Genomic DNA, 26,397 nt, shown 5'->3' with positions numbered 1-26,397 from the left:
TTATAATATGAACAGTCCTCGCCTCCTGACATCTAAATTAAAAGTCAGAAAATGGGTTAACCGCTTGTTCACGTCGTACTTGAATATCTTGATCTGGAGCTTTTACAAAGATTTCTTCAAAATACCGGACAGCTCCAATTGAAATTAATTGATGGATATTAAAAAACAACTCTCTTGCCCGGTTTCCAATCCAATTTTCCGGGAGTAGATCATTTGGAAATCCTGGATCTTTAAACAAAAATTTCCTGTATTCATGAACAAGATACGTTCTTTCAATAAAACATTCCTCGTCTGATAAATGCCCTTCCCAAGCTTTTTCCTTAAAGTATTCATACTTCTCTTGAAATGTTGAGATAAAGCACTCGTAATCTTTTGATAGTTCATTGAAATCCCATGCTTTCTGAATAATATCCTCATTTCGATGGGATACAATTTTGCTTGAAGAAAACAGCACCATATAATCTTCCAGGTTATAGTTTTTAATCATATCCATTACTTGATTTTCAATATAGTTTGGACTGACCCATAAGCTGTTTGAAAGCATACCAAAACCAATCCAAGATAATTCTTTCCGAACTTGGTTTCTTAAATCGCGCAATTCTTCTGGCATTGAGTAGGATACAATTCTCCAATTTCCATCCCATTTTCTATTGCCAATTGAATAAACCCTTCTTACTCCATCTTCTATTCTAGGTTTCCCTTTCGGAGTTACTGAATAATAGCTTTTGTTCCCGACTTTTCTAACAGTCAGTAATCCTTGCTTATTCATCCGTAAAATGGCGCCTCTTACAGATGATTCAGAAATCCCAAATTTTTCCATTAATTTAATTAAACTTCCTACCCAAATTTCCCAACCGTAGAATTGAATATAATCTCCGAATAAAGTTGTTATTAAAGATCTTGGCTTCATATGTACTCCCCTTCCCCTAGTCCAAAGATGCTTCTTTATAGTATCTTTAGTTTTATACAAAAATATATCAAATTTACGCTAGAAGGAAAAGGAGCCATTTTTTTTTCATTTAATTAGGCATTTAATTGAGGATTAAGATTTGATTCATCACTTTTTATGTCTTGTTTTAATATAGTAATTACATCTTCCGGGATGGGGACTGCCTTATATTTTCCATCAATATTTTTTACCCACCCTCTCACTTCATAACCGTAGCCTGTTTTATCAGAACCACAATAAACTTCATGACTCAATTTAAATACTTTATTATGAATCTCGGATACTTCTGTATGGATGGTAATTATATCATCGTAAAATAAAGGTTTTACAAACGTACATCTTACATCAATAAGAGGAATAATTACTCCCCGCTCTTTTTCAAGAACAGCAGGGGAGAGACCAATACTTCTAAAAAATTGATGTCCGGCTATATCAAACCATTTAAAATAATTAGGATAGTAAACGATACCTGCTTTATCTGTATCTCCCCAATTCACTCTCATGTTAAATGAATTTTTTCTCATTGGCTGCTCCTTTCTTTTTTTGAAACACGGAGACAGGTCCTTTGTTTCAATATCCTTCTATTTTTTTAAAATGAAAGGGGTGGTCAAAACCGGATAAGGCAAGGCTGCGTAAACTCCAATTATATGGAAATTTTTTAAATTCTTATATAGTAAATGCCGGACACTTGAAGACACCCCTTGAAAAAATGTTTTTATAGGGCAAGTTTATTGCCCTGTCCAATTTGGCTTACGCTTTTCAAGAAATGCACTTAAGCCTTCCTGTGCATCTTGAGAACGGAATAATAAATTTTGCAATTCTCCTTCATAGCGGATTGCCACATTTAACGGCATCTCTTTTCCATTCATAATTGATAGCTTAATATTCGATGCAGCATATGTAGCTTTGCTGGCTATATTTCGTGCATATTCAAGCGTCTTTTCGCGAATTTCTTCCTGTGGAAATACCCGGTCTACTAATTGTATATCTAATGCTTCTTGTGGTGTTAGTAGTTCACCAGTGATATTTAAATCCAATGCTTTTGAGTGGCCAACTAAACGTGCTAAACGTTGTGTACCGCCTGTGCCAGCGAGTACGCCTAATGTAACTTCAGGCAAACCGATTTTTCCAGCTTTATCTCCCATGAAACGCAAGTCGCATGCCAACGCCATTTCTAAACCGCCGCCAACCGTATGTCCTTCTAAACATGCAATCCAAATTTGCGGTGAACGGGCAATTTTATCTAATGTTTCATTACAGAATAAACAAAATTGTGTTTTAAAACGAGGATCTGCTGCTTTTAAAAATGCAATATTAGCACCTGAACTGAAAAATCCTGGCATATCGCTCATAAGAACGACAACTTTAATGTCAGTGTCAAAGCGGATGTCATCGATAGCTGCGTTTAGTTCTCGATAAAATTCAAGATCATAAGCATTCGATTTATTAATGTGTAGATGCACTTCTGCAATTCCATTTTCTTTTTTCAATGTTAATGTTTTAGTTTCTAAAGCACTTGTCGTCATATAATTAGCCTCCTTATTTTTATTATGGAATTATTACTTCCGTTTGTATTACATAATATTAAATATTCAAAATATTTTCAAATTAACAAAAATGGGAAAAACCTTTAAAAAGTAGTCTTTTTCTTTTAAATTCTCGTTAATTCTCTTATTTTTACTATAAATTAAATATTTTATACTTTTAAAGTTACTAATAGTGTTAAGTGACTTGATAGCAAAATATTATAAGTTATCAACAAAATTTCTTATACATTATTGCAATTATAATTATGTGTAACTAAAACGAAAGTTTAATTTTCGAAAATAAGGATACAAGCGTTCATCTAGCAATTTGAAAACTTGGGAGATTTCGATTTCTAGAGAGCGGACAGGGGATTAGTAAACGTTTGTAAAAATACTATAAGAAGAAGGAAATTGTTCTCAAATAACATTTGGGGAGGTGGCCTTATCCCTTTTCTCGCTTTGGGCAGTTGTGGTTCATTTTGCATAGATTAAATTCATTAAAATATTTATAGCCATTCGACCAAAACCATGAATGAAAATAGTTTTCTTTCACCTTTCACAGAAAAAGGCTCCTCTTTGTCGATCGCTCGACGTTTGAGATAGCCATGCAGATAGTTTATTTTTTTATTCAGTAATAACGGAAATGTTCTACTTCCTTCATATCTAATGACAATACTTTATCAGTGATTGGATTATATATAACATTTCCTTGGATTTTTATACTACCTTCTGGTGCTTGCAAAATGAATTCATACGTTTCCCTCGTCCGAGAAGGAGATAGCTGGCTTCGACTAACAAAATTATATTCGGTAACGTTATAGGTAGGATATGCCATCTGGGCAATTTCTAATAAATACTTGCCCCATCTTTCTTCCTCTAGTTGGGGTGATGGAATGATCTCAACATCAATAATCCCGACATTTGGATTTGCACCAAGTGCGATAAAGGCATTGCGGTGAAGATTTATTTTATTGGCAGGATAACCTTGGACAGTATCCACAACAGTAACGATGATTTCCCTTTGACCTAATGAGGAGAGATTTCTTATTTTCAATGTTTGCCCACATTTAAATGGAGAATTTTCTCCAACAGCTACTGTCATATACTCATTTTTCGACCAAGGAATTCCGCATTTTGTAACTTGTCCTCCAGTCGTCCACGTTGCTTGCCCCCGAATTGGACGCTGACGGTAATCGTTCATGTATTGATGTGGATCAATATAACTATTGTAATAATAATTCATACCTTGGTGCTGAAAAGGCGGAAAATAAGAAGTGCGATTTCCATTTAGGTACCCATAAGCACCATACGGATAAAACGTCCACATATTTACTCCTCCCGTCTAAAACTATTCTTCATAACATATGCACAAAAAAGCTTGGCATGTTACACAGAAAGTGCCGGAGAAGGTACAGGAGAAGGTACACCAGAAGGGTCTGGCACCGCACCGCAGATGGTGCCGCAGATGGTGCTACAGAGGGGTCTGGCACCGTAAAACAGATATTAAAAAAGAAGCACATTATGAGGGCTTCTCCTTTATTCCAAATAACTAAACCAGCGGTTGAATACATTCCTCTTGGTTATTTTTGGGTGAATTCACGATACTTGAAACTTCGTAAGCAATCATATCTTCTGTTGGATAAGGTTGTAACAAATCCTTTAAAAACTGTACATCTTCAATCGTTCGGTCAAGCCAAATTTTTTGCTTTTCTTCTGGAAGAATGACCGGCATCCTGTCATGAATTTCAGCCATTAATTCATTTGGTCGTGTTGTAATAATCGTACATGTATGTAATATGGTGCCTCCTTTTTCCCACCGATCCCAGAGTCCAGCAAACGCCATTAATCCATTATTTTTTCTAATCATCCTATAGGGGCGTTTATTGCCTTTTTCATCTTTTTTCCATTCATAAAAACCGTCCGCGACGATTAAACAGCGTCTTCGTTTTATCAAATTTTTAAAACTTGCTTTTTGATCAATCGTTTCCGCCCTAGCATTGATCATTTTATAGCCGATGGCCGGACTATCCGCCCAAAACGGCACTAAACCCCAACGCAAATAACCTCCCCGGTTATGGGTGCCATCAGAAACGATTGACAACACATTTTGACTAGGGGCAATATTATAGCTGATTTCATAATCCAGTTCATCACCATTGATTAAATCGAAAAATTCAATTATTTCTTCAAGCGGTACTGTTAAAGAAAACCTTCCACACATATCTTCCCCTCCTTTTTCGTCGTGAAAATATCATTTATTGCAAACGGTTTGTCAGCCTACCCAATTTCTCAATTTCAACTGTCATTACATCATTCTTCTTTAGCCAAACTTGTTGTTCCTTTGGGTAGCCTAAAATGACGCCATCCGGTGTGCCTGTAAGAATAATATCACCTGGTTCCAACGTCATATACTTTGAAATATAGCTCACTAATTCGTTACAAGGGAAGATCATATATTTTGTATTGGAAGATTGTCTAGTCTCACCATTCACCTTTAAAGAAATGTCCAAATTGTTCGGATCCCCTACTTCATCTGCTGTTACTAAATAAGGACCAATTGGACAAAAACCATCGCAAGACTTTCCTAACAGCCATTGGCTTGTCCGCATTTGCAAATCTCTGGCAGAAACATCATTGCCATTGCAATAACCGAATACATAATCCAATGCATCTTCTTTAGAAACATTCTTTGCTTTCTTCCCTATAACAATACCAAGTTCTGCTTCATAGTCCATTTGTTCAACACCACTTGGAATCGGAATTACTTCACCATGGGCATTGATAGAATTGTTAAATTTATTAAACAATACAGGTACAGTAGGAATATCCATATTAAATTCTTCTGCATGTTTTCGATAATTCAAACCAACGCAAATAATTTTGCCTGGGTTTGGAACACATGGCCCAAAGGCCAATGTATCTTCTTTTAAAAACAGATTTGGATCTTGTAGATCTGTCGCTTTTTCTATAATTTGTTGAATTTTTCCAATTACTTCTTTTCCATTATGTATAATATTTTCAATGGAACCTGGATATTGTATTTTCGTTTCTTGTGCTCCTTTTTCAAGGTCTAAGACGCCATTTTTTGTTAGAACCCCTACCTTTAAAATTCCATCTTGTTTAAAGGTTAATAATTTCATCCTCATACCCCCAAATTCTTTTACAATAACTATTGACTATATTACCGCCATTCATTATAATAAAAAATGTCTCAAATAATGGTCTGTTAGCTCAGTGGGAGAGTACTTGCTTGACAGGCAAGGTGTCACTGGTTCGAATCCAGTACAGACCATCATTTAAACCCTTGGAGAATCCAAGGGTTTCTTCATTTTATATGAATTATAACAGTAAAATAACGAATGAACTAGTAATATATAGAAAAGGGCTTGACCAAAAGTAACAAAAAACAGCGAAGTAAGAAAACGATGAGTTTTCCAATTCGCTGTTTTTCCTTTTTTTAAAAATAAATGGCGTGTACCCACCAATTTTAGGAGATTGTGGGCAATTACCACAATCCCTTTTTTACATATTAGACCATATTAAGATAAGTTTATCTTTTGGATTTTCTATATCCTTTTGCAATTGCTTCAGCTTCAGTACAAAACATTTCCTCTGCTTCTGTTTTTTCATAATAAGCACCGCCAGGAACATGGTATATTTTTTCCCCACCACTAATATTTCCTTTAATCTTTGGATTTGTACAACCTTCGTTTTTATCCTTTGTTTTTTGGGCTTCTTTTTCTTTAGATTCTGTTACTGCTGATTTATTGACATTTTCCTCACTTTTACTTTCTGGAGATTGGATTACTTCTGATTTATTTTCATTTTCCTTATTATAACTTTCCGAAGATTGGGCTACTTCTTGTTTATTGTTATCATCTACAGTAATTTCCTCTGAAAATTGTGTTACTTCTGATTTTCTTTCTTGCTCAATATTACTTTTTGGTTTTACAACTACATTTTGATCTTTTGGCTGAAGTGCAGATTCATCTTGTTCCTTATCATCACCAAAAGAGGCAACACATGATGCGATTATTGCGAACAAAATAAATATAATTAAACACCAGCACCCACTCCCGCTCCCACAACCGCATCCTAGTCGTTTTATATATAGCTTAATACCATCTTTTGTATTTTTCTTATATATTTCTTTTGATTGATCAACAAAGGTATTCACTTCATCATATCCAAGAAAATCGAATGCTTTTATTAATTCTTCTTTTAGAACTCCTAGATTTTTTTATGTATTCTAAAATCGTCCTTTCTTGATTTTTATCCAAATAAAAATCACCTCCACATTACCTAATATCTGTAGAGGCATTAAGATTATTCATCATTAAATTTCAAATGAAAAAGTCACTTATTATTAAAAATGACAATTTTATTATCGTTAACAGTTTTTGTTTTTGTAGGAAAATGGAATTAAAAGCGATACTTTTCCCTTTTATTTTTTTGTATTTTCCGCTAGCGTGTACAATATCAGATGTTTTAAAAACTCAAATCAAAGGCTATTTCTTAATTAATTTCTTGATAACAGTCGATAAAAACCTTAATAAATACTATCAATCTTTTTCCTATTCATTATGCTCCCAAATATAGTTGCCGAATACGATCATTATTTTTTAATTTTTGAGATTGACCCTCTAAAGCAATTTTCCCATTTTCTAAAACATATGAATAGTCTGATATTTGCAAAGCCATATGTGCATTCTGTTCCACTAATAAAATCGATGTACCCTCCTGATTAATTGTTTTTATTATCTCAAAAATTTCTTTCACTAGTAACGGTGCTATCCCTAGTGAAGGCTCATCTAATAAAAGGTAGGAAGGGTTGCCCATTAAAGATCTTCCAATGGCAAGCATTTGTTGCTCTCCTCCACTTAAAGTGCCAGCTAGTTGGTTTAGTCGTTCTTTTAATCTTGGAAAATAAGTAAATACTCTATCAAAATCCTTATTTATTTGTTTTTTATCTTTTCGTAGAATAGCCCCTATTTTTAAGTTTTCATAAACTGTTAATTGTGGGAAAACCCTTCTATTTTCAGGACAATGGATAATTCCTGCTTTTACAACATCACTCGAAGATTTCTTTAACATATTTGTTCCATCAACGATATATTCACCCTGATTTGGTTCTACTAGTCTGGAAATCATCTTTAATGTCGTAGATTTTCCTGCACCATTAGCACCTAATAATGAAACAATTTGTCCTTTTTGTATCTCAAGCGAGATGCCCCGTAAAGCGTGAACATGGCCATACTTTACATGCACATTCCTAAGCTTTAACATCCTCTACCTCCTCTCCTAAATAAGCTTCAATCACTGCTGGATTCTTTTGAATTTCACTCGGGATACCTTCTGCAATTTTTTCTCCAAAGTTAAGGACTGTGATAAAGTCAGATATTTTCATTACCAATGACATATCATGTTCGATTAATAATACCGTGTAACCTAACTCTTCTTTTAAACGAACAATTAATTTACTAAGTCGTTCTGTTTCGGTTGGATTCATACCTGCAACCGGCTCATCTAATAAAATAAGTTTTGGATTCGGCATCATGGCGCGTCCTATATCTACCATTTTCTGATATCCAAATGATAAATCTGAAACGATTTCGTTACTTAGATGTGAAATACCCAATAGCTCCATGACTTCAAAAGCTTTTTGCCATGATTCTTTTTCAATCCTTCTCACTGATGGAAGATTTAGGGCAGCTGAAAATAAGTTTTTCTTAACAACCGGATGTAAGCCGGTTAATAAATTTTCTAGAACCGTCATTTTTGAAAAAAGTTCAACGTTTTGAAAACTACGTGCAATTCCTGCTTGAATGACTTGATGAGGTTTTAACTTTAATAAATTATATCCATTAAAGAAAATAGATCCAGAAATAGGTGTATAAAATCGGCTGATACAATTAAAAATAGTTGTTTTTCCAGCACCGTTTGGACCTATTATGGAATAGATAGACCCTTGAGGAACTTCAAATGATAAGTTATTGATTGCGACTAAACCCGCAAACTGAACTGTAACGTTTTTAAAGCTTAGCATTTTCCGTTCCTCCTTCCATCGCAGTAAAAACTATTTGCTCTTTCGCTTTATTTTCAACAGGTTTCTTTAAAAAATCAAAAAAGTGAACAATACCATCTGGTTTAAACATGATAATAAGGATGACGAGTGAACCAATCACAATATTTGTCATTCCATTATAGGCAGCTGTGAAATGAGGAATTAATGTAAGAAAGACTGCCCCAATAATCGCTCCAGGAATAGAAGCTAAACCACCTACGATAATTCCAGCTAAAAGTAATAATGATGTCATTATTGAAAAGTCGTTAGGGCTAACAAAACCATACCAATAAGCATATAAACCACCTGATATACCAGTGAAAAAAGCGCTAATAGCAAACATCATAGCTTTATAAAAAGAAATATTTATACCAATCGTTTGGGCAGCAACTTCACTATCACGAATGGCAATAAAGGCTCTACCAAACGGACTATATACGATATTTTTTATGAACCAAAAGATAGCGATTGTCATAAAAACAATAAAATAAAATAAGCTCAAGTCACTTGATAATATTGCTGGGCGAGATACAGATAAACCAGCATATCCATTCGTAACTGAATCCCAATTTAAAGCTATTTGTGGGATGGATATTCCAAAACCTAGGGTTGCTACTGCTAAAAAATGGCCACTTAGTCTAACTGCAGGTATTCCGATGGCCAAACCAATAATTCCAGTTATAACTCCTGCTAAAGGTAGTAAAAGCCAAAATGGTAATTGAAAGGTGTTTGATAAAATGGCAACAGTATAACTTCCAATCATTAAAAATCCGGCATTTCCTACAGAAACTTGGCCACCAAATCCAACGAGTAAGTTTAAGGACATGGAGGCAATACTTAATATACAAATTAATATAAATAAAGACAAAAAATAGCCTGATTGTCCAAATAGAAAAGGAAAAGATATAGAAAAGGTAAGTACAAGATAAAACCAAAGTTTATGATTAAATACTATTAATTTCAATTTTGATCACACCTTTTTCACCAATTTCGTACCACCAAAAATACCTTGAGGGCGAACATAAAGAATGACCACAATTAATAAAAATGTATACACAAGCTTCATTTCTGGTGAAATATAATAGCTGATTAGATTTTCAAATACACCGATAATTAGACCACCAATAAAAGCACCAGGTAAACTTACAAATCCCCCTAGAACTGCTGCTGCAAAGGCCATCACTAAGACATCAACCATCATATTGGGTGATAGAAACGTAATTGGTGCTGTCAACATCCCTGCAATTCCGCCTAAAACTGCACCAACACCCCAAATAAACTTGAAAATTTTCGAAACCTTTATTCCCATTAAATATGACGCAAACATATCTTGACCGGTCGCACGCATCATTAATCCTATTTTCGTATATTTAAAAATAAAGAAGAAAATAAGCATAAGGATAATTGTTAAAATAACAATGAAAATTTCATTAGGTGAAATAAAAACTCCTCCAATCCTAATCGGCTCCCCTTGAAATGCCTCTGGATAACTGGCAGAATGATGCCCCCAAATTAAACCAGCAACACCATTTAACACAAGAAACAAACCTAGAGTTACGACCATTTGATTTAACGGTGGTGCATGTTGCACCCTTTTCATGAAAACTAAATATAAAACAATTCCAAGAATAGCTGCAAAAATTAAAGAAAGAGTAAATGAGAAAATATATGACAAATTCATTTGTGATAAGAAAACATAACTTACAAAGGCCGTTACCATAGCCATTTCACCTTGAGCAAAGTTGACAACATCCGTTGTCTTAAAAATTAAAACCATCCCAAGAGCAGCTAAACCATAGACACACCCAAATATTAAACCGCTTACAATGATTTGCACGAGCATCTTCCTTTCAAAGAGTTCTTTAAAAGAAAGGACAAGTAAGAAAAAGACTTGCCCTTTACTTAGTTATTGTTTATTGCTCGATCGAAATCGTATTTGTAGCTGGATCATATGTCATAATCTTTGAGATTGGAACAATTTTTCCTTTTTCAGCTTTCGTCATAAATAATGAAGTTGATCCATAGTGATTTTCTGGAGAGAAGGAAACACCAGCATACATAGACCCTTTCCATTTGTCAAACTTATACAACGAGTTAAGAAGATTATCCCAAGATAGGTCTTCTCCCGCTAATCTTACTGCTTCAACAAACACTTCCATCTGTGCCCAACCAGATTGACTTACTCCAACAATAGGCTCATTAGGAAAATCTTTACTAAATCTTTCTACAAATAGTTTTAAGCTTTCATTATCTGAAGTACCAGGCATAGGTATGGTAGCAGCAGATATTGTTCCTTCCCATACTTCCGGTCCTGCTAATTCAAACATTTTTGTATCATTTGCACCTACAGAATTCACAACAAACGGAACATTATTCATACCTAGTTTATAGAGAGCTTTCTTTAAGTTTGCTACGGGATTCGGTGATGAAAACACCATAACAACATCTGGATTTGATTCTGCAATTTTTTGCGCATGAGCTGTAAATTCTACATCACTAGTTAAGAAGTTCACTTCTTGCACAATTTCTACTCCGTTGTATTTAGAAATATTAATTTTCACTGTTTGATAACCTTCTTTACCGAGGTCATCATTTTGATAAGCAATCGCAATCTTTTTTGCTCCTAATTCATTGACTGTATAGTCTAAAAGAATTTTTGCTTCTACACCATAGTTAATAACACCTAGACCAATTACATTTCGAATAGGTGGTTCTACTAACTTTGTTGATCCGCTCCCCATCATGATGACAGGAATTCCTTTTTCCTTGTAATAATCCAGTACAGCAAGATTTGAAACAGTACCGATAGCACCAACAATTGCGTAAACTTTATCCTGTTCAACCAATCTTTTAACAGCTTGTGTTGCCTTTGCCGGCTGTCCCCCATCATCATATGAAATCATTTTTATTTTACGACCGTTTACACCACCATTTTCATTAATATATTTAATATAAGATTCAGCTGCTTTACGTGCAGAATCATAAATTGCTGTTGGTCCTGATTGAGGACCAAAATGACCGATTACAATTTCATTATCGCTAACCCCTTGTGGGTAACCTTTCCTATTCTCTGAAGATGAACTTGAAGAAGTAGATTGTGATATTGATTGACTACCAGTACTACAAGCACTTAATAATAAAACAAATATCACAAATAGGATCAAAAAAATAAACGAATTACGATACTTCATCCATTCTTCCTCCTTTTCGAATTTACTAATATTTATTAATATTCTGATAATTTAACAAAAAGCAAAACAATAGGCATTACCGCTCTTTAATCTCCATTGATTTCAATTTATTACAATTGAATTTTTCAAGTTTGCAAAAAACCATTGAATTTCCTTTTCTATTTACTTTTCTGAATCTATTGCCTCACAATCGATACTAAGGAAGATTGATTGAATGTATCGAAAAAATATACCGATGTCCTTTGGCATAGGCCATCTTTGTATCAACTGAAGCTGTGTTAAAACCGCTTTTCGTCAAACCTATGCCAATACTGAATCGGTTTATTTTTTTCAAATTCCTTTAGATAATCATTCTAAAAATGTTTCTTGAATTCAAAAGATTGATCAACACCTTTAAAGAACAACCCCAAATGTTCTAGCACTAAATTTGATTTTCATAGGAACCTCTTTCTTTATAAACAAGTGGTTCATCAGATAAATTCATTAAAGCTTGATAGAACAATTTATAAGCAGGTTCTACCATTTCAAATAAGTCATACTCTTTCGTAGATAACACCCAACAAGTAACCATTTCATCGAGTGTTCCGAAAACAAGTTTTCGAGCATTTCTGCAAGAAATATCTTTTCGAAAAACCCCTTGTTCTTGCCCTTTTCTAATTACTTCTTCAATAATAACTGAGTGCTTTTTTAATACAGGTTTAATCGCTTCAATAAAAGTTGGGGTTGTTTGCCTTAACTCAATTTGAATAACCCTTGTTAACTGACGATCCTTTCCAAAAAATTCAAAATGAGCTCGAACTATTTCATATAATGCTAGATTAGCATCTTTAAAAAAAGGTAAATGATTCTCCAATTTGTTTAAAAATTCATCTCTTATTGTTGTTTCAAATAAAGTAATAAGAATATCTTCCTTATTTTCAAAATAAATATAGACGGTTCCTTCAGCTATTCCCGCTTTCTTTGCAATTGCTGCAATCGAAGTTTGATGATAACCTGATTGCGCAAAAATTTCTTTTGCTGCTTGTAAAATAATAGGTACTTTTTCTCCAGTTTTTTTAGCCATAACTACTCCTTCATCTGTCAATATGATTTGATATAAATTGTACCATAACGTTAGGCTATTTAATTATTTATGAAGGGGGGAATACGGATACACATTTGCAATTAAGAATTTATTAAATTGTATTGATAAAATCCTTTCCCAGTCTTCATACCTATTTCACCATTTTTTACCATTTTTCTTAATAATTTAGCTGGCTTATAAGCTTCATTCCCAGTTTCTTTATATACATGATCCATAAAGTAAAGCAGTGTATCCAATCCGATGTAATCCGCCAGTTGAAGAGGCCCCATTGGATGCCCCATACCTTTTTTCAAAGCTTCATCGATATCTTCTTTTGTAGCAATTCCTTTTTCTAGAGCATGTATTGCTTCATTCAACATTGGTGTTACGATACGATTGACTATAAATCCAGGAACATCTAGACAACGAACCGGGCTTTTTTCAAGTGTTTTTACAAAATCTATAACTTTAGTAATTGTATTTTCTGATGTTTCAAATCCTTGAATAATTTCAACTAACGGCATCTTATGAGCAGGATTAAAAAAGTGAGTTCCAACTACACGTTCTTTATGCACACATCCTTCTGCTATCTTAGAAATAGAAATGCCAGAAGTATTCGATGCTAGAATAGTTTCTTGATCAACGATTTGTTCCAGTGTAGAAAACAAATCTTTTTTCACTTCTAATTTCTCGGTCACCGCTTCAATTATAATGTCTACATCATTGAATTGTTCTAAATGATCAGCTTTAGATAATTTACTAATTATCATTTCTGCTTCTGCAGTTTTTCCTTTTTTCTCACACCATTTTCTTACATTTTTCTGGATAAGCAGGAAAGCTTGATCTAAATTTTCCTTTTTTAAATCAAATATTTTTACAGAATAACCCGCTTGAGCAATGACTTGAGCAATCCCACTCCCCATAATACCTGAACCAATAACACCTACTTTAGAAAATAGATGATTTGTTTGCAAATGCTCCACTCTCCATCATTCTATTCATTCCGAAATACTTCTTTGGCAATAACCATTCTTTGAATTTCGCTTGTCCCTTCGAAAATCCTATTAATTCTCACATCACGAAGCATTCTTTCTAAAGGATAATCTTTCATGTACCCATATCCACCATAGATTTGCAAAGCTTCATTAATGATCCACTCTGCCTTTTCAGAAGCAAATGCTTTCAAAATCGCTCCTTCTAAGTTAAATGGTTTGTCTTCTTCCATTAGCGTAATTGCCCGATCTAGCATAGATTCGATTGCAAAAATATTCATTTTCATTTCAGCAATTTTATTTTGTATAGATTGGAAGTTTGAAAGAGTTTTACCGAATTGTTTTCTTTCTCGCGCATAATTCAAAGCAAGTTCAAAGGCTCCTTTCGCCATTCCAAGGGAGATTGCAGCAATATTTAAACGACCATTTTGCATTACACGCATAGCAATTCTAAAACCTTGCCCTACTTCTCCTAATACTTGCGAATCTTTTACTTCAACATTTTCTAAAATGACATCACTTGTTTCCGATCCGCGGATTCCCATTTTATGTTCAATCTTTCCAATCGTTAACCCAGGAGCACCTTTTTCGACAATAAAAGCTGTAATTCCACCCCGTGAACCTTTGGAAGGATCGTTAACTGCAAAAACAATAAATACATCTGCTGATGGTGCATTAGTAATAAAACATTTTCTTCCATCTAGAACCCATCCATTATCGGTTTTAATTGCTTTTGTTTGTATGCCGGCTGCATCTGATCCAGCACCTGGCTCAGTCAAAGCAAATGCACCTAAATATTTTCCTTCCGCTAAAGGTTTTAAATATTTTTGCTTTTGTTCTTCGGTTCCTGCAATATAAATCGAATTAGCGGCAATTGTCGTATGAGCTCCTATTATAGATGGAATGGAACCTTCATATTTTGCGATTTCTTCTGTCATTAATAATTGAGCACGCCAACCTATGCCACTACCACCATACTTTTCTGGAAATGCCACTCCAAATAATCCCATATCCCTTATTTCTTGCATTAAATCTTCTGGTACTTTTTGATTTTCATCAATAGAAGCAGCATGTGGTGCTATCCTTTCTTTTACAAATTGACGAATAGTTTTTAAAAAAATATCTAGTTCTTGTTTTGTTATCACCATAAAGCTCTCTCCTATCTATCTTCAAATTTGGCTTTTCTTTTATTTAAAAAGGCACTAATTCCTTCTTGTTTATCATTTGTCGTACAACATAATCCAAAAAGATTTGCTTCTACTTCGAATCCTTCTTGTTCAGAATGATGAAGACCTGCTTGAATAGCTTTTAAAGCAGAAGTTATGGCAACTTTCCCTTTATCTGCAATGTTGTTGGCAAGCGAAAAGGCTTCTTGTTCAAAAGATTCCTCGGAATATACATCTAGCACTAAGCCTAAATTTTTCGCATCACCAGCTGAAATTCTACGACCAGTTAAGATCATTTCAATTGCTTTGGAACTTTCTATTAATTTAGGTAACCTTTGTGTCCCTCCAGCACCAGGGATGATGCCCAGAGTAATTTCCGGTAACCCAAATATAGCATTATCTTTCGCAATTCTAATATGGCACGCCATGGCTAATTCCAAACCACCTCCAAGACATGCTCCTTCAACTAAAGCAATGACTGGAATTGGAAAATTTTCAATACGATCCATTAACTCATGACCAAGTTTAGACATTTTATATGCTTCCTCATTAGTCTCAGTTTTTAATAGTTCGTACAGATCAGCACCTGCAACAAATAACTTTTCATTTCCTCTTAATAGAACGACTTTCACTTCTTTTTTTTGTTCAATTTCAGTTAACACTTCATGTAATTCAGCCATCGTTTGCATACTTAATGCATTAACAGGAGGATGATCTATCGTAATAATTGCAATTGCTCCTTCAACTTTTAATCGTATATGCTCAATAGCTTTCATCGAACTCTCCTTTACCCTTTTTTATAGTTTAAATTTTCAATTACAATCGCCCCACCAAGTCCTCCACCGATACAGAGAGTTGCAACACCATATTTCTTATTTAACATTTCAAGAGAATTCAATAGCGATATAATTAATCTCACACCAGTCGCACCAATTGGATGACCTAATGCGATTGCTCCCCCGTGAATATTTACTTTTGCAGAATCTAACTCTAACAATTTCATGCAAGCTAATGTCTGTGCAGCAAAGGCCTCATTTAATTCTATTAAGTCAATATCTTGGAGGCTTAGCCCTGCTTTTGAAAGTGCTTTTGGAACTGCGTAAACAGGTCCTAGGCCCATTCTTTCAGGCTCTAATCCAGCGAAAGCAATGGATACTATTCTAGCTCTTGGTTTCAATTTATGTTCTTGTAAACTTCTGAAATTAGTTACCAACAAAGCAGCTGCTCCATCATTAATACCACAGGAATTTCCAGCTGTAATCGTACCACCTTTTTCAAAGGTAGGAGGTAACTTTGATAATTTTTCCACTGTGGTCAATTCATTCGGTCCTTCGTCATGTTCGATAATAACCTCATTTCCACGTTTGTCCTTTTTAACGACTTTTACGATCTCTTTCGAAAAGATTTCTTGATTTCTAGCATTGATTGCTTTTCGGTGGCTTTCAAAGGCATATTGATCTTGTTCCTCACGGGTGATGCCAACCTCATTGGCAACAATTTCTGCTGTTTGCCCCATCATTAAATGAACAACTGGGTCTTCTAATGAATCCCAAAGACTATCAACTAAAACTTGATTTCTCATTATAAATCCTTGTCTGGCACCACGAAGTAGATACGGCCACTGACTCATATTTTCAGTCCCAACAACCAAATTTATATTTGATTCCTCTGAACGAATGGATTGAAAAGCATTGTAAATTGCTTGAATACCAGACCCGCAATTGCGATTTACAGAATAAGCAGGAATTTTATTTGAAAAACCAAGTTCTAAAGCAGCAACACGTCCTATATTCGAAGCATCTGTCGGTTGGTTGGCAATTCCTGTAATGATTTCATCTATGTACTCTGGATTTAAATTAGTTCTTATTAATACCTCATTCATGACGACTTTCGCCAAATCTTTTGCTGAGTAATCACTTAGTGAACCGCAAAACTTTCCGATTGGAGTTCGAATTCCATCAACAATGTAAACGTCTTCCATACCTTCCTCCTAATCAATGTGTGGTGGTTTTGAAAATTTTTTATAATAACAACCAACAAATGAGGTTAACCTCACAAATAATATTAATCTAACTTTCTTTTTGTTGTCAATATATTTTTAATCATTTGAATTTTTTGATTTTTTAAGCATATTTGTTATAATAAGTTTTGAAATTGTAAGACATTTACACAAAAATACCCAAATTTTGTATAAAGGAGCGAGAAAAATGAATTTAGCATCAATTATTACTGAACATTCTATTTCCTCCCCTAATAAAGTAGCGTTAATGAATGAGGATAGGCTCATTTCTTACCTTCAACTTGAAAAATTTATTAATAAAGTGGCAAATGCAATGGTCGATAAGGGAGTTAAACCGGGTGACCGTGTACTTTTACAAATTGGAAATAAATTCGAATTTGTTTACAACTTTTTTGCTGCAATAAAGTGTGGGGCTATTGTCGTACCTGTAAATCCAGCATTTACAAAAAATGAAATTTCATTTATTGCTCAAGATTGCCAACCGTCTCTTTACATATGCGAGGAAACTGCAAGGCAAAATATAGAAGTTGTTCAAAATGTAAGTAAAAATTTATTAGGTGTCTATGTTATCGATTCTAATCAGGTAGCCGACCATTTTTCACATTTCATCCAAAATTACTCAGAAACTTTCGAACCTTACAAAACAAATGCAGACGATGTATGTGAAATATTATATACTTCTGGGACAACCGGAAAACCAAAGGGTGCGATGTTAACACATTATGGATTATATAGTAACGCTAAGACTTATAAAGAAATATTGCATTGCACCAAAGAAGATAAAAGTTTAATATATGCCCCTTTGTTTCATTCCGCTTCCCAAACAAATTGTATGTTAACGATGTTTATTGCTGGGGCAACAAATATGGTGATCCCAAAGTTTTCAACTGAAAAAGTATTAAATTTGCTCGAAAAAGAAAAAATCACATTTTTCTTTGGGCCACCTAGTGTTTATGCAATGTTATTAAAACATCCAAAGATCTATGAAACAAAATTATCATTACGAATCGCATTTACTGGAGCTGCTCCTGTGCCTGCTGAAATATTAAATCGCTGGAAAGAAATTGTTGGGTTTGAATTGCTTGAAGGTTATGGATTGACTGAGTGTTCCCCAATCGTATGTAACCATAAGCCAGAAGACGTTAAAAAAGTAGGCTCTATTGGCCCTGCAATACCAGGAGTCCAAGTTAAAATTGTAGATGAAGAAGGAAATGAATTACCATTTGGTGAAAAAGGCGAATTAATCGTGAAAGGTCCTAACGTAATGAAAGGTTATTGGAATAGACCTGAAGAAACAGCTAAAACAATCAAAGATGGCTGGTTATATACAGGAGACATTGCCTATCAAGACGAGGATGGTTATTTCTATATTGTAGATCGAAAAAAAGATATGGTCATAAGAGGTGGCCTAAATATATATCCTAGGGAAATTGAAGAAGTATTATATCGCCATCCGAATATATTTGAAGCTAGTGTCATTGGTGTTCCGGATCCAATTATGGGCGAAGAATTAAAAGCCTTTTATTCATTAAAAGATACATCAAAGCCAATCACTAAGGAGGAGTTAAGCGACTTTTGCAAAAAATATTTAGCTCCATATAAAATTCCAAAATACTTTGAACAAATGGATGAACTCCCTAAAACAATGAGTGGTAAAATTTTAAAACAAAAATTAAGAGCGCTTTCACATTCATAACCTGAAACTGTACATTTGTTTGGACAATGAATTCTATTAGATTTCCGAATTATCTTTTGAGATTAAGAGGTGGATTGGGTATTTTTTTAATGTTTTAAAGTACAAATTCAGAAATGATTTGCTTTAATTATAACAGTCTGTACAATACGAAAACTGGAGCTCCTACCACTATATGAAATGATTAGATTTTCTTTCTATAATCTCCAAAATACTGAACAACGAGTATAACATACAATACAGTTAAATCTAGCACTAATATGATAGGAGGTTAGGAAAAACTAATTAGCAGAAAAGGTCAAGTCCAATAGGAAGCCTAAGTTCCCTCCTGGCTTTCGTTTTAATAAAACAAGTGAAAAATAAATCAATAATCATTAGAAAGCCTAAACCGTTGAAATCAATTGGTTTAGGCTTTCTTATTTAAAAATAAAATTATAATACATATGTTTTTAATTTTTAGTTTTTCTAATCGAGCTATCAGGAAGTCTTTATAGCTCTTATTGACTATTTAAATTTGTGACTTTAAAGAAACCAAAAAAGGAGAAGATAGGCGATAATTTTTCCTTTTAAAAATTCAATTTGTTTGCACACTGTTAAAAGATCATTTAATATGGAACATGTTCCTATTTTTCTGCTTTCTTTTTAGAAGTCATTTTTGTTAAAATATGCCTTTGCTGTTTGTAAGCATTGACGCGCATATTCTTCGTATCCTAATTCACTCGCACGTTTAATATGAGGAATTCCTAAAGAATAAGGAATGTCCGGCATCCGGCTGAGAATGGAGGCAACATCAATCCTTCCTTCTCCCAAGTACAATCGCTCTTCTCTTGCTGTATGTATAAGGTCTTTTCTATGTTAATGGTATTTCTCCTGTTGCATCACAAACATGTGCCTAATGAAACCATTCCTGTGGAATTTCTAACAATTCTTCTAGTTTTACCTTTGAACGATGAAAGGGCAACGTATCTATAAGGATCCCCATATGGGGGGGCAAGAACACTGATATTGGAAGAGAAAGCCCTCGTTATTAACGAATTTTACATTTATTAATGGCCGTAAAAATGTAAAAGTTAAAAAAATAGTCAATAGAACAGTTAAATAAATGAACAAATTGTTTTTATTTGTCTTAAGTCTAAATTTCTCTCCATAAATACTTCTAGATGGAACAGATCCGTTAAACGAAAAAAATATTATTCTTCCTTTTTCTTCTTGAATTTTCCTCTAAAATTTTCATCCAATGGTGTGAGCGAAACAAGATTAATATTTAAACCCAATAAGTCACCGCATCTAAAATTCCTAAAATAATCATCATCCAACCAGCTATCTTTTGAACGATGGCCCCTACTTTTCGGCCCTTCTTTTTCATGCTGACACCGCTCATATCGAAATACCAAATGAAGAAAATGGCAATTATTAATGGCAAAGATGTACCGATTGCAAAAACGCTCGGTAAAATGACGCCGTAAGATGTTGAAAAAACAATAGGCATTAATGTTACAAAAAATAAGATAAACATCGTTGGACAAAAGCCTAATGAAAACCCAACGCCTAAAAAGAATGCTCCTAATGGTCCTTCTTTTAATCTTTCAGGAATTTTCCCAAGAGTAAAAAACCAATTCATTTTAATGATTCCAATCATGAAAAGACCGATAAAGATGAGAATAGGTCCTACTGTTTTTCGGATCCATGGAAAAAATAACGTTAACGAATCTTGAAATTCTCGCCCAAGTAACCACACGAACAAACCTAATCCTGAAAAGACAACGATCTTTCCTAATGTAAACCAAATGATTTGAAACCATGGGATGTTGTTCTGTAATGAACGATTGCCGTATATCGCAATTGCTCCTAAATTGCCTGTAAATTGGCAAGGCGCAACTGCCCCCACTAATCCTAAAAACAATGCAGCGAGAATTGGAGTACCTTCAAATCCATACGCAAAACGCATCAATGGTTGGCTTAGAAAATTACTTATTTGACTAAAAACTTCATACACTATTATAATCACCTCTACCGATAGGGGGGGTTCGAAAATTCTAGGTTGAAAATGCTTATTTGCCAATGGACAAAATTAGGAGAAGGACACATCACCCTCGAAAATACGACGACTGTTTGAACAACCACTTGCCTCTCAGCTTGTTTTTGAATTGGTGGCAACTCTTATTCTATTAAAGTTTGTTTTAAACGATTATATTCTTCTTCAGATATTTCTCTCCCTAACCAATCGTTCTTTTAAAATATTCATATGTGTCTGACCTTTAGATTTTTTCCTTCAGCAATGTTTTTAAGAAATAGAACCCAAGAAAAATCAATATTATCCAAAAAATTATCATTCTAATCATCATACCACCGCCTTGGACCCTAGACAGTGGTCAAGCCAGTTCATCATTTCTTCCGTCTCATCGCCTTTTAGGGGTCTACACTTAAGAGTTCATTCCCATTTATATCCGAGACCCCACACGGTTTTTAAATGTTCCTCAATTGGAAATCCAGCTTTTCTACATTTGTCTCGTATATTTCGAATATGGGAATCTACTGTTCTCTCTTCGGTATTAGAATTTAAACCCCATATAATTTCAATTAACTTTTCACGACTAAAAACAGTTTTCTTATTTTTTATTAAAAGTCCAATCATTTCAAACTCTTTCGGAGTGAGGTTGATTTCTTCCCCATTATACGTTAGTTCATGGCTACCCTCATTCCAAATTAAGCCGTTCTCTTCAATCTTACTTGGAGGACTAACTCTTCTAAGTAACGCTTTGATGCGTGCTAAAAGTATTTCTTCCTCGAAAGGCTTGGTAATATAATCATCCGCACCAATTCCCAGTCCTTTTATCATGTCAGAGCTTTGATCCCTTGCTGTTAGCATAATAATTGGGACTTTTGAAAAACTTCTTATATTTTTAGCAGTTTCCCAACCGTCCATTTCTGGCATCATAATATCTAGTAAAACTAAATCAACCTTATGATCCATCAGATATTTGATGGCTTCCTTTCCACTTGTTTTCGTCATGCATTCAAAACCATGTGGCTCCAAATAGAGTTTTAACAATTGCAACATCCTCACTTCATCATCTACTAATAATAATTTTTTCAAATTGCACCACCATCCTTCAAATGAATAGTAAAGGTTGTTCCTTTATTAACGATGCTTTTAATTGATATTTCACCGCCATGGCTTTCTACAATTTTTTTTACTATCGCAAGCCCAATTCCACTTCCTCCGGTTGAACGGGATCGGGATTTCTCTACTCTATATAGTCGGTCCCAAATATTTGGAAGATCTTCTTCTGGAATTCCTTCTCCCTCGTCAGAAATGGTAATAGTCGTTCCAGTTTTATTTTGCTTAACTTCAACAGTTACTGTTGTATTAGCTGGGGAATGTTTAAGTGCATTGTCTAAAAGGTTACTAATCACTTGACTAAATCGTACTGCATCGACGGAAACCGATATATTAGGCGGACAGATGATTTTCAAATCAATTTTTTCTTCATGAAAGGCCGGCTGGAATTTTTGTCTAATTTTTTCTAAAAGATCTTTCAACCTTACTGGTTGTTTATTAATCGTAAATTGATTTTCATCCATCTTCGCCAATTCAAATAAATTGTTTACTAATACAACAACATTTTCTGCTTCTTCTTTGATAATGGATAAGTATTCATCCCGTTGTTCATTTGTAATGTTTGGCCTTCTTGCAATATCCGCATAGCCCTTTAAATAAGTTAGCGGTGTTTTAAGTTCATGGGAGATACTTGATAAAAATTCGTTGCGATCTTTTTTTAAGCGATGAAGATTATCGGAAAGAAGTTGAATCGAACGTGCTAAATCTCCCAGTTCATCATCACGTTTTGTATTCAATTTAATTTCATGATTTCCCTTGCTTAATTGCTCTGTGACCCGCTTCATCTCTAGCAATGGTGAAACAATAAATTTCGATAAAAGGAAGATTGTAATTAAAGTGATGAATATTGAAATGACACCAATTAATAAAAATTGGTTCGTTAATTGATGGATCATATTACGAATTGGCACTGTTTCTAGGAACATATACACAAATCCAACAATCTTTTTATTTACAACAATCGGACTGACAGTTGCTAAATATTTTTCTGTTTTCCATCTGTCTTCCAACAATATACCATGATGCGTATAACTTATAGTTTTACTATTATTTATCAACTCTTGCATACCTTCTGTTATTTTATTTGAAGATTGAATAACTTTATAATTTTCATCGGTAATAACAACATCTGTTGCTGCTTCAGTTTCCATTAATGCAACATGTTCGATTGTTGATTCGTGAAAATTCTTTTCTAAAACATTTCGGTGAGTTGTTCCTCTTGCAAGGAGATTTCCTGTCTCACTCTGAATTCTTTCACTTATAATTCCTTGATATAAAAAGAAAAACAGCATCGTCTCAATTAATAATATAAAAATAAAAAATAACAATCCTAACCAAACTGAAAGTTTATTCATAAGATTCTCCTTCAAATACTTCAAATTATAATTAATTGAACCATATTGTTGGTTGTTTGAGTCATTTTACTTCTTTTCCCTATTGCCCAGTAAAAGTACAATTTTCTTTTATTTCAAATATAGAAGAAAAATTTGCAGAAACTTTCGAGAGGGTGCAAAATACATTAAAAGTTCAAAAACAGTAAAATAGTAAAAGGTTAGGGAGATTTTACATTTTAAAATAGATATTTTAATTATAAAAAGTAATTTCATTAAAAAACCCGAACATTTATATTCCTAACAGACTGGTACTGGCCGTTGCAGTAAAGAAGGATAGGATTCGCTTGGAATATGTTAGCCCGGCAAAAACTTTTAACTTGCCTAATGCTCTATTGAAGTCATGAAAAATGCGGCCAGCAAAAAACCGACCGCATTTTTCTTATTCAGGCTTATTGTTTGCATTTGGATCTGGGGTATAGTTTGATTTGAATCCATTATATTTAACTATATCCACCATTCCTGCTGTTGCGTGGTGTAAATCATGACAATGGAATAGCCAGTTCCCCGAATTATCAGCCTTAAATGCAACAACGTATTCTTCACCCGGTTTTACATTAATCGTATCTTTGATAATTGGTGAACCTTCTAAAGGCTTGCCATTTTTGCTTAATACTTGGAAGAAATGTCCATGCAAATGCATTGGATGGTCCACACCTTCTGGTGAGTGATTCACTAATTTTACTTTTACTAAATCTCCTTCTTTTACAGATAGACCATCAATATTAGGGAATGTTTTACCGTTGATCGTGAATACATTATCCATGTTATTTCCGTCGAGATTCATTGTATATTCCACATCGTACTTTTGATCTAAAGTGAAATCACCTTTTTTCTTGGCCCCATAATTTACAAATGAAAATACCGGTAAATGCTCTCTAAAATCAGATTGTTCCTTTGATTCAGAAACTCCCTCATATTGGATCATTGCTCTCATTCCTTCAGTCCCTTTTGTATCCCCATGATCCTCGAGATACCAAATGCCTGGGTTATCGGCTACAAACTCAATATCATAACGTTCACCGGGAGCTATAGAAATTAATTGATCTTTAATTTCCTGCGGTTCATTTAACTCCTGACCGTCAATAGCTACAACCTTAAACTTATGTCCATGTAAATGAATATTATGTGATAAAAACCCTACATTCGCCAAACGAATTCGAACCGTTTCCCCTTCTTTTACCTTTAAAGGCTCTACTAAATCACCGCTTTTACCATTTATAGTAAATACATCGTAAATGGACATATCATGGACCATTGTTGGGCTGCCGTGCATGTCATTAGGACTGGAAGCACCATGGTGCATATTACCATGATCCATTCCACTCATGTCATTCATGGCTGAATTAAAATATGAGGGATTGCCAATCCATTCATCTAACATTAAGGTGTAATCTCGATCATAAGTTTTTTCCTTTGGTTCAACAATGATGGAACCATATAATCCTCTGTCCATTTGATGTACTGCTGATTGATGGGTATGGTACATATACGTACCTGGATGGGTTGCGGTAAATTCATACGTGAAGGATTCACCCGGTTGGACAGCATCTTGAGTTACACCCGGTACGCCATCCATCATATTTGGTACAGGAATTCCATGCCAATGGATTGATACAGGTTCAGGAAGTTCATTTTTCAATGTTATTTTGACTTTTTCCCCTTCCTTTATCCGAATTTGAGATCCTGGAACTGAACCGTTAAATGTCCATGCCTCTACAGAAAGTTTACTATTTAATTGATGAGTTGCTTCTTTTGCAACAATCGTAAATTCATTTCCTTTTAAAGTCTCAATATTGGTAGTCGTGCCAGCTTTTTGATTAGTTTCTTTTGAAGTCTGTACTACATTTACTTCCTTTTTTTGATTAATTTCGCTGTTTTGATTGGATGCACATGCTGAAAGTGCGATAATAGCAGATGCTAATAATGCCGTGTGCTTTAACATCATTTAAAAACCCTCCAATTCTTTGATTCAAGGAGGATTTTAATAAATAAATTTGCAGAAATTATGGATATAACAATACAAAATTCAATAAGTAAAGGAAATTTATCACATTTTTTTAAAATTGCTAAAAAATTTCACAAATAAATTCATTTTTAATAACGAGAGTTTGTTACTTTTCTTCCTTCATTCTGCGCTAGTCCAAATGCCCGAAAACTATCCCCATTCATCCTACTTCCCTTTTTCAAAAATGAAACTACCTCGGTATACAAATTTTATTCTTTACATACCCATTTGTAAGTTGCCCCCTAGGTCAAATTTAAAAAAACAAAAAAATTTTCCCACCCTTGCCCCTTTTTTGCTCAAACTCACTATTTCTATGGTGAAAGGGTGGTGCAAATTTATGAAAATCATATCTAGCGAAATCGAACAATTCCAAAAGTACTCTCAATTCTCCAATCTAGAAGAATTTAACTCTCATATGGAAAAATGGTGCGAAAAATATAAAAGGGAATTTACAAAAGGAGAACTCATCGGCTTCATGTGGCTCGCTCGTTTTGCAGCTAAAGTTCCTGGCGTGGCAAATGCAAAGATCGGAACAGTTTTGAAGGCTATTCATGAAGAATATCGTGGCAACGGCATCTCTCGCTCAACATTTAAACGAATGCTTGGTAAAGCAAAAAAACTCGGCATTTTAACGGTCTATGAAACTTCAAGAAAAGACGGATCCCAATCTAGCAACTTGTATGTATTCAATCGTTTTCCAAGCAATGAACTACCGGATGGGGAAAAAATGAACCAGCCAAATAAAACTAAATATTTATTAAAAACTATTAAAAATATTTTTAATAAACGTAAGAAACGTTCGAATGACAAAGAAGATGTAAAAAATAACGGTGAAATCAAACACACACAGCACGGAATGACTACAGACGACAAATCAAAAGAAAGTGTAAACCAAAGTTATCAATCTTATAGTTCGCAAATGCAAGAAAATGTTGTAGATGATCGGCCTTCCTACTGGAAGTTATTAGATCCAAACGGAGAAATAAAGCGCAAAAATCCCAAATTGAACCAAGAAACCAACCATCAAACTGAACAGTTAGACTATACATATACAAGCGATCATGTTCCGGCGTCTTTCGCAAAATGGGTAAAAATTTTCTTTAACAATGCCAAAATCATTGAAGAATATTGGAGAATGGTTTTAATCGCTGCCTACAAAAACAATGTGGAAACGAAACAAGAACAAGTACTGAACATTGCCATCGACTCCTTT

General features: G+C 34.3%; 24 protein-coding genes and 1 tRNA gene. 3 read left to right on the top strand and 22 right to left on the bottom strand.

Features of this window, described 5'->3' with window-relative positions; genetic code table 11:
• Nucleotides 1–37: 37 nt before the first annotated feature.
• From HR057_RS01945 to HR057_RS01920, 6 genes are all read right to left on the bottom strand, one after another.
• Nucleotides 38–910, bottom strand: coding sequence for a PaaX family transcriptional regulator (locus tag HR057_RS01945; protein ID WP_173729729.1), 873 nt, complete (start codon nt 908–910; stop codon nt 38–40).
• Nucleotides 911–1,023: 113 nt separating this feature from the next.
• Nucleotides 1,024–1,473, bottom strand: a complete 450-nt coding sequence (locus HR057_RS01940; protein WP_173729728.1) for an acyl-CoA thioesterase — start codon at nt 1,471–1,473, stop codon at nt 1,024–1,026.
• 204 nt (nt 1,474–1,677) lie between these two features.
• Complete coding sequence (locus HR057_RS01935; protein ID WP_173729727.1) at nt 1,678–2,475, bottom strand: enoyl-CoA hydratase/isomerase family protein; 798 nt, start codon at nt 2,473–2,475, stop codon at nt 1,678–1,680.
• A 628-nt stretch (nt 2,476–3,103) separates the two neighbouring features.
• Nucleotides 3,104–3,802, bottom strand: coding sequence for a DUF3889 domain-containing protein (locus HR057_RS01930; protein ID WP_173729726.1), 699 nt, complete (start codon nt 3,800–3,802; stop codon nt 3,104–3,106).
• A 222-nt stretch (nt 3,803–4,024) separates the two neighbouring features.
• Nucleotides 4,025–4,696, bottom strand: coding sequence for an SOS response-associated peptidase (locus HR057_RS01925; RefSeq protein WP_173729725.1), 672 nt, complete (start codon nt 4,694–4,696; stop codon nt 4,025–4,027).
• A gap of 34 nt (nt 4,697–4,730) precedes the next feature.
• Nucleotides 4,731–5,615: a fumarylacetoacetate hydrolase family protein gene (locus HR057_RS01920; protein ID WP_173729724.1), complete on the bottom strand. Its 885-nt coding sequence runs from the start codon at nt 5,613–5,615 to the stop codon at nt 4,731–4,733.
• An 80-nt stretch (nt 5,616–5,695) separates the two neighbouring features.
• On the opposite strand from HR057_RS01920, the gene HR057_RS01915 reads away from it, so the two are divergent.
• Nucleotides 5,696–5,767, top strand: a tRNA-Val gene (locus tag HR057_RS01915).
• A 258-nt stretch (nt 5,768–6,025) separates the two neighbouring features.
• Here the strand turns inward: HR057_RS01915 and HR057_RS01910 are convergent.
• From HR057_RS01910 to HR057_RS01860, 11 genes are all read right to left on the bottom strand, one after another.
• Nucleotides 6,026–6,652: a sunset domain-containing protein gene (locus HR057_RS01910; RefSeq protein ID WP_173729723.1), complete on the bottom strand. Its 627-nt coding sequence runs from the start codon at nt 6,650–6,652 to the stop codon at nt 6,026–6,028.
• Nucleotides 6,653–7,056: 404 nt separating this feature from the next.
• The gene (locus tag HR057_RS01905) at nt 7,057–7,761 is read right to left on the bottom strand and encodes an ABC transporter ATP-binding protein (RefSeq protein ID WP_173729722.1); all 705 of its coding nucleotides are present in this window, start codon (nt 7,759–7,761) and stop codon (nt 7,057–7,059) included.
• Nucleotides 7,748–8,521: an ABC transporter ATP-binding protein gene (locus HR057_RS01900; protein ID WP_173729721.1), complete on the bottom strand. Its 774-nt coding sequence runs from the start codon at nt 8,519–8,521 to the stop codon at nt 7,748–7,750. Before HR057_RS01900 ends, HR057_RS01905 begins: the two co-directional genes overlap by 14 nt.
• Nucleotides 8,508–9,503, bottom strand: coding sequence for a branched-chain amino acid ABC transporter permease (locus HR057_RS01895; RefSeq protein WP_196237820.1), 996 nt, complete (start codon nt 9,501–9,503; stop codon nt 8,508–8,510). Before HR057_RS01895 ends, HR057_RS01900 begins: the two co-directional genes overlap by 14 nt.
• 6 nt (nt 9,504–9,509) lie before the next feature.
• Nucleotides 9,510–10,382 carry a branched-chain amino acid ABC transporter permease gene (locus tag HR057_RS01890; protein WP_173729720.1) on the bottom strand — a complete coding sequence of 291 codons (873 nt, stop codon included), beginning with the start codon at nt 10,380–10,382 and terminating at the stop codon, nt 9,510–9,512.
• A 70-nt stretch (nt 10,383–10,452) separates the two neighbouring features.
• Entirely contained in the window at nt 10,453–11,730 is a 1,278-nt protein-coding gene (locus tag HR057_RS01885) for an ABC transporter substrate-binding protein (RefSeq protein WP_173729719.1), read from the bottom strand.
• 421 nt (nt 11,731–12,151) lie between these two features.
• Complete coding sequence (locus HR057_RS01880; RefSeq protein ID WP_173729718.1) at nt 12,152–12,793, bottom strand: TetR/AcrR family transcriptional regulator; 642 nt, start codon at nt 12,791–12,793, stop codon at nt 12,152–12,154.
• 101 nt (nt 12,794–12,894) lie between these two features.
• The gene (locus tag HR057_RS01875) at nt 12,895–13,767 is read right to left on the bottom strand and encodes a 3-hydroxyacyl-CoA dehydrogenase family protein (RefSeq protein WP_230474322.1); all 873 of its coding nucleotides are present in this window, start codon (nt 13,765–13,767) and stop codon (nt 12,895–12,897) included.
• Nucleotides 13,768–13,787: 20 nt separating this feature from the next.
• A complete protein-coding gene (locus HR057_RS01870; RefSeq protein WP_173729717.1) occupies nt 13,788–14,933 on the bottom strand; it encodes an acyl-CoA dehydrogenase family protein in 1,146 nt (381 codons plus the stop codon).
• An 11-nt stretch (nt 14,934–14,944) separates the two neighbouring features.
• Nucleotides 14,945–15,727: an enoyl-CoA hydratase-related protein gene (locus HR057_RS01865; protein WP_173729716.1), complete on the bottom strand. Its 783-nt coding sequence runs from the start codon at nt 15,725–15,727 to the stop codon at nt 14,945–14,947.
• A gap of 11 nt (nt 15,728–15,738) precedes the next feature.
• Entirely contained in the window at nt 15,739–16,932 is a 1,194-nt protein-coding gene (locus HR057_RS01860; RefSeq protein WP_173729715.1) for a thiolase family protein, read from the bottom strand.
• A 226-nt stretch (nt 16,933–17,158) separates the two neighbouring features.
• On the opposite strand from HR057_RS01860, the gene HR057_RS01855 reads away from it, so the two are divergent.
• Nucleotides 17,159–18,667 (top strand): long-chain-fatty-acid--CoA ligase, encoded by a 1,509-nt coding sequence (locus HR057_RS01855; protein WP_173729714.1) that lies wholly within the window; start codon nt 17,159–17,161, stop codon nt 18,665–18,667.
• Between the two features lie 639 nt (nt 18,668–19,306).
• Here HR057_RS01855 and HR057_RS01850 read toward each other — a convergent pair.
• From HR057_RS01850 to HR057_RS01830, 5 genes are all read right to left on the bottom strand, one after another.
• Nucleotides 19,307–19,480 (bottom strand): hypothetical protein, encoded by a 174-nt coding sequence (locus HR057_RS01850; protein WP_173729713.1) that lies wholly within the window; start codon nt 19,478–19,480, stop codon nt 19,307–19,309.
• 448 nt (nt 19,481–19,928) lie between these two features.
• Nucleotides 19,929–20,660, bottom strand: coding sequence for an urease accessory protein UreH domain-containing protein (locus HR057_RS01845; protein ID WP_173729712.1), 732 nt, complete (start codon nt 20,658–20,660; stop codon nt 19,929–19,931).
• Between the two features lie 435 nt (nt 20,661–21,095).
• Nucleotides 21,096–21,761 (bottom strand): response regulator transcription factor, encoded by a 666-nt coding sequence (locus HR057_RS01840; protein ID WP_173729711.1) that lies wholly within the window; start codon nt 21,759–21,761, stop codon nt 21,096–21,098.
• Nucleotides 21,758–23,140, bottom strand: coding sequence for a sensor histidine kinase (locus tag HR057_RS01835; RefSeq protein WP_173729710.1), 1,383 nt, complete (start codon nt 23,138–23,140; stop codon nt 21,758–21,760). Before HR057_RS01835 ends, HR057_RS01840 begins: the two co-directional genes overlap by 4 nt.
• 418 nt (nt 23,141–23,558) lie before the next feature.
• Nucleotides 23,559–25,124 carry a multicopper oxidase family protein gene (locus HR057_RS01830; RefSeq protein ID WP_173729709.1) on the bottom strand — a complete coding sequence of 522 codons (1,566 nt, stop codon included), beginning with the start codon at nt 25,122–25,124 and terminating at the stop codon, nt 23,559–23,561.
• 397 nt (nt 25,125–25,521) lie between these two features.
• On the opposite strand from HR057_RS01830, the gene HR057_RS01825 reads away from it, so the two are divergent.
• Nucleotides 25,522–26,397 (top strand): GNAT family N-acetyltransferase (locus HR057_RS01825; protein WP_173729708.1); only part of this gene is annotated, 876 nt, incomplete at its 3' end.

This window comes from Calidifontibacillus erzurumensis, assembly GCF_013303125.1.
Taxonomy (GTDB): domain Bacteria; phylum Bacillota; class Bacilli; order Bacillales; family Bacillaceae_J; genus Calidifontibacillus; species Calidifontibacillus erzurumensis.
The sequence above is the reverse complement of the archived record's forward strand: the minus strand, read 5'-3'. Positions and strand labels throughout refer to the sequence as shown.

Coding starts and splice junctions, on each gene's coding strand:
- HR057_RS01945 (WP_173729729.1), bottom strand. CDS start 910: ATGAAGCCAAGATCTTTAATAACAACTTTATTCGGAGATTATATTCAA.
- HR057_RS01940 (WP_173729728.1), bottom strand. CDS start 1,473: ATGAGAAAAAATTCATTTAACATGAGAGTGAATTGGGGAGATACAGAT.
- HR057_RS01935 (WP_173729727.1), bottom strand. CDS start 2,475: ATGACGACAAGTGCTTTAGAAACTAAAACATTAACATTGAAAAAAGAA.
- HR057_RS01930 (WP_173729726.1), bottom strand. CDS start 3,802: ATGTGGACGTTTTATCCGTATGGTGCTTATGGGTACCTAAATGGAAAT.
- HR057_RS01925 (WP_173729725.1), bottom strand. CDS start 4,696: ATGTGTGGAAGGTTTTCTTTAACAGTACCGCTTGAAGAAATAATTGAA.
- HR057_RS01920 (WP_173729724.1), bottom strand. CDS start 5,615: ATGAAATTATTAACCTTTAAACAAGATGGAATTTTAAAGGTAGGGGTT.
- HR057_RS01905 (WP_173729722.1), bottom strand. CDS start 7,761: ATGTTAAAGCTTAGGAATGTGCATGTAAAGTATGGCCATGTTCACGCT.
- HR057_RS01900 (WP_173729721.1), bottom strand. CDS start 8,521: ATGCTAAGCTTTAAAAACGTTACAGTTCAGTTTGCGGGTTTAGTCGCA.
- HR057_RS01890 (WP_173729720.1), bottom strand. CDS start 10,382: ATGCTCGTGCAAATCATTGTAAGCGGTTTAATATTTGGGTGTGTCTAT.
- HR057_RS01885 (WP_173729719.1), bottom strand. CDS start 11,730: ATGAAGTATCGTAATTCGTTTATTTTTTTGATCCTATTTGTGATATTT.
- HR057_RS01880 (WP_173729718.1), bottom strand. CDS start 12,793: ATGGCTAAAAAAACTGGAGAAAAAGTACCTATTATTTTACAAGCAGCA.
- HR057_RS01870 (WP_173729717.1), bottom strand. CDS start 14,933: ATGGTGATAACAAAACAAGAACTAGATATTTTTTTAAAAACTATTCGT.
- HR057_RS01865 (WP_173729716.1), bottom strand. CDS start 15,727: ATGAAAGCTATTGAGCATATACGATTAAAAGTTGAAGGAGCAATTGCA.
- HR057_RS01860 (WP_173729715.1), bottom strand. CDS start 16,932: ATGGAAGACGTTTACATTGTTGATGGAATTCGAACTCCAATCGGAAAG.
- HR057_RS01855 (WP_173729714.1), top strand. CDS start 17,159: ATGAATTTAGCATCAATTATTACTGAACATTCTATTTCCTCCCCTAAT.
- HR057_RS01835 (WP_173729710.1), bottom strand. CDS start 23,140: ATGAATAAACTTTCAGTTTGGTTAGGATTGTTATTTTTTATTTTTATA.
- HR057_RS01830 (WP_173729709.1), bottom strand. CDS start 25,124: ATGATGTTAAAGCACACGGCATTATTAGCATCTGCTATTATCGCACTT.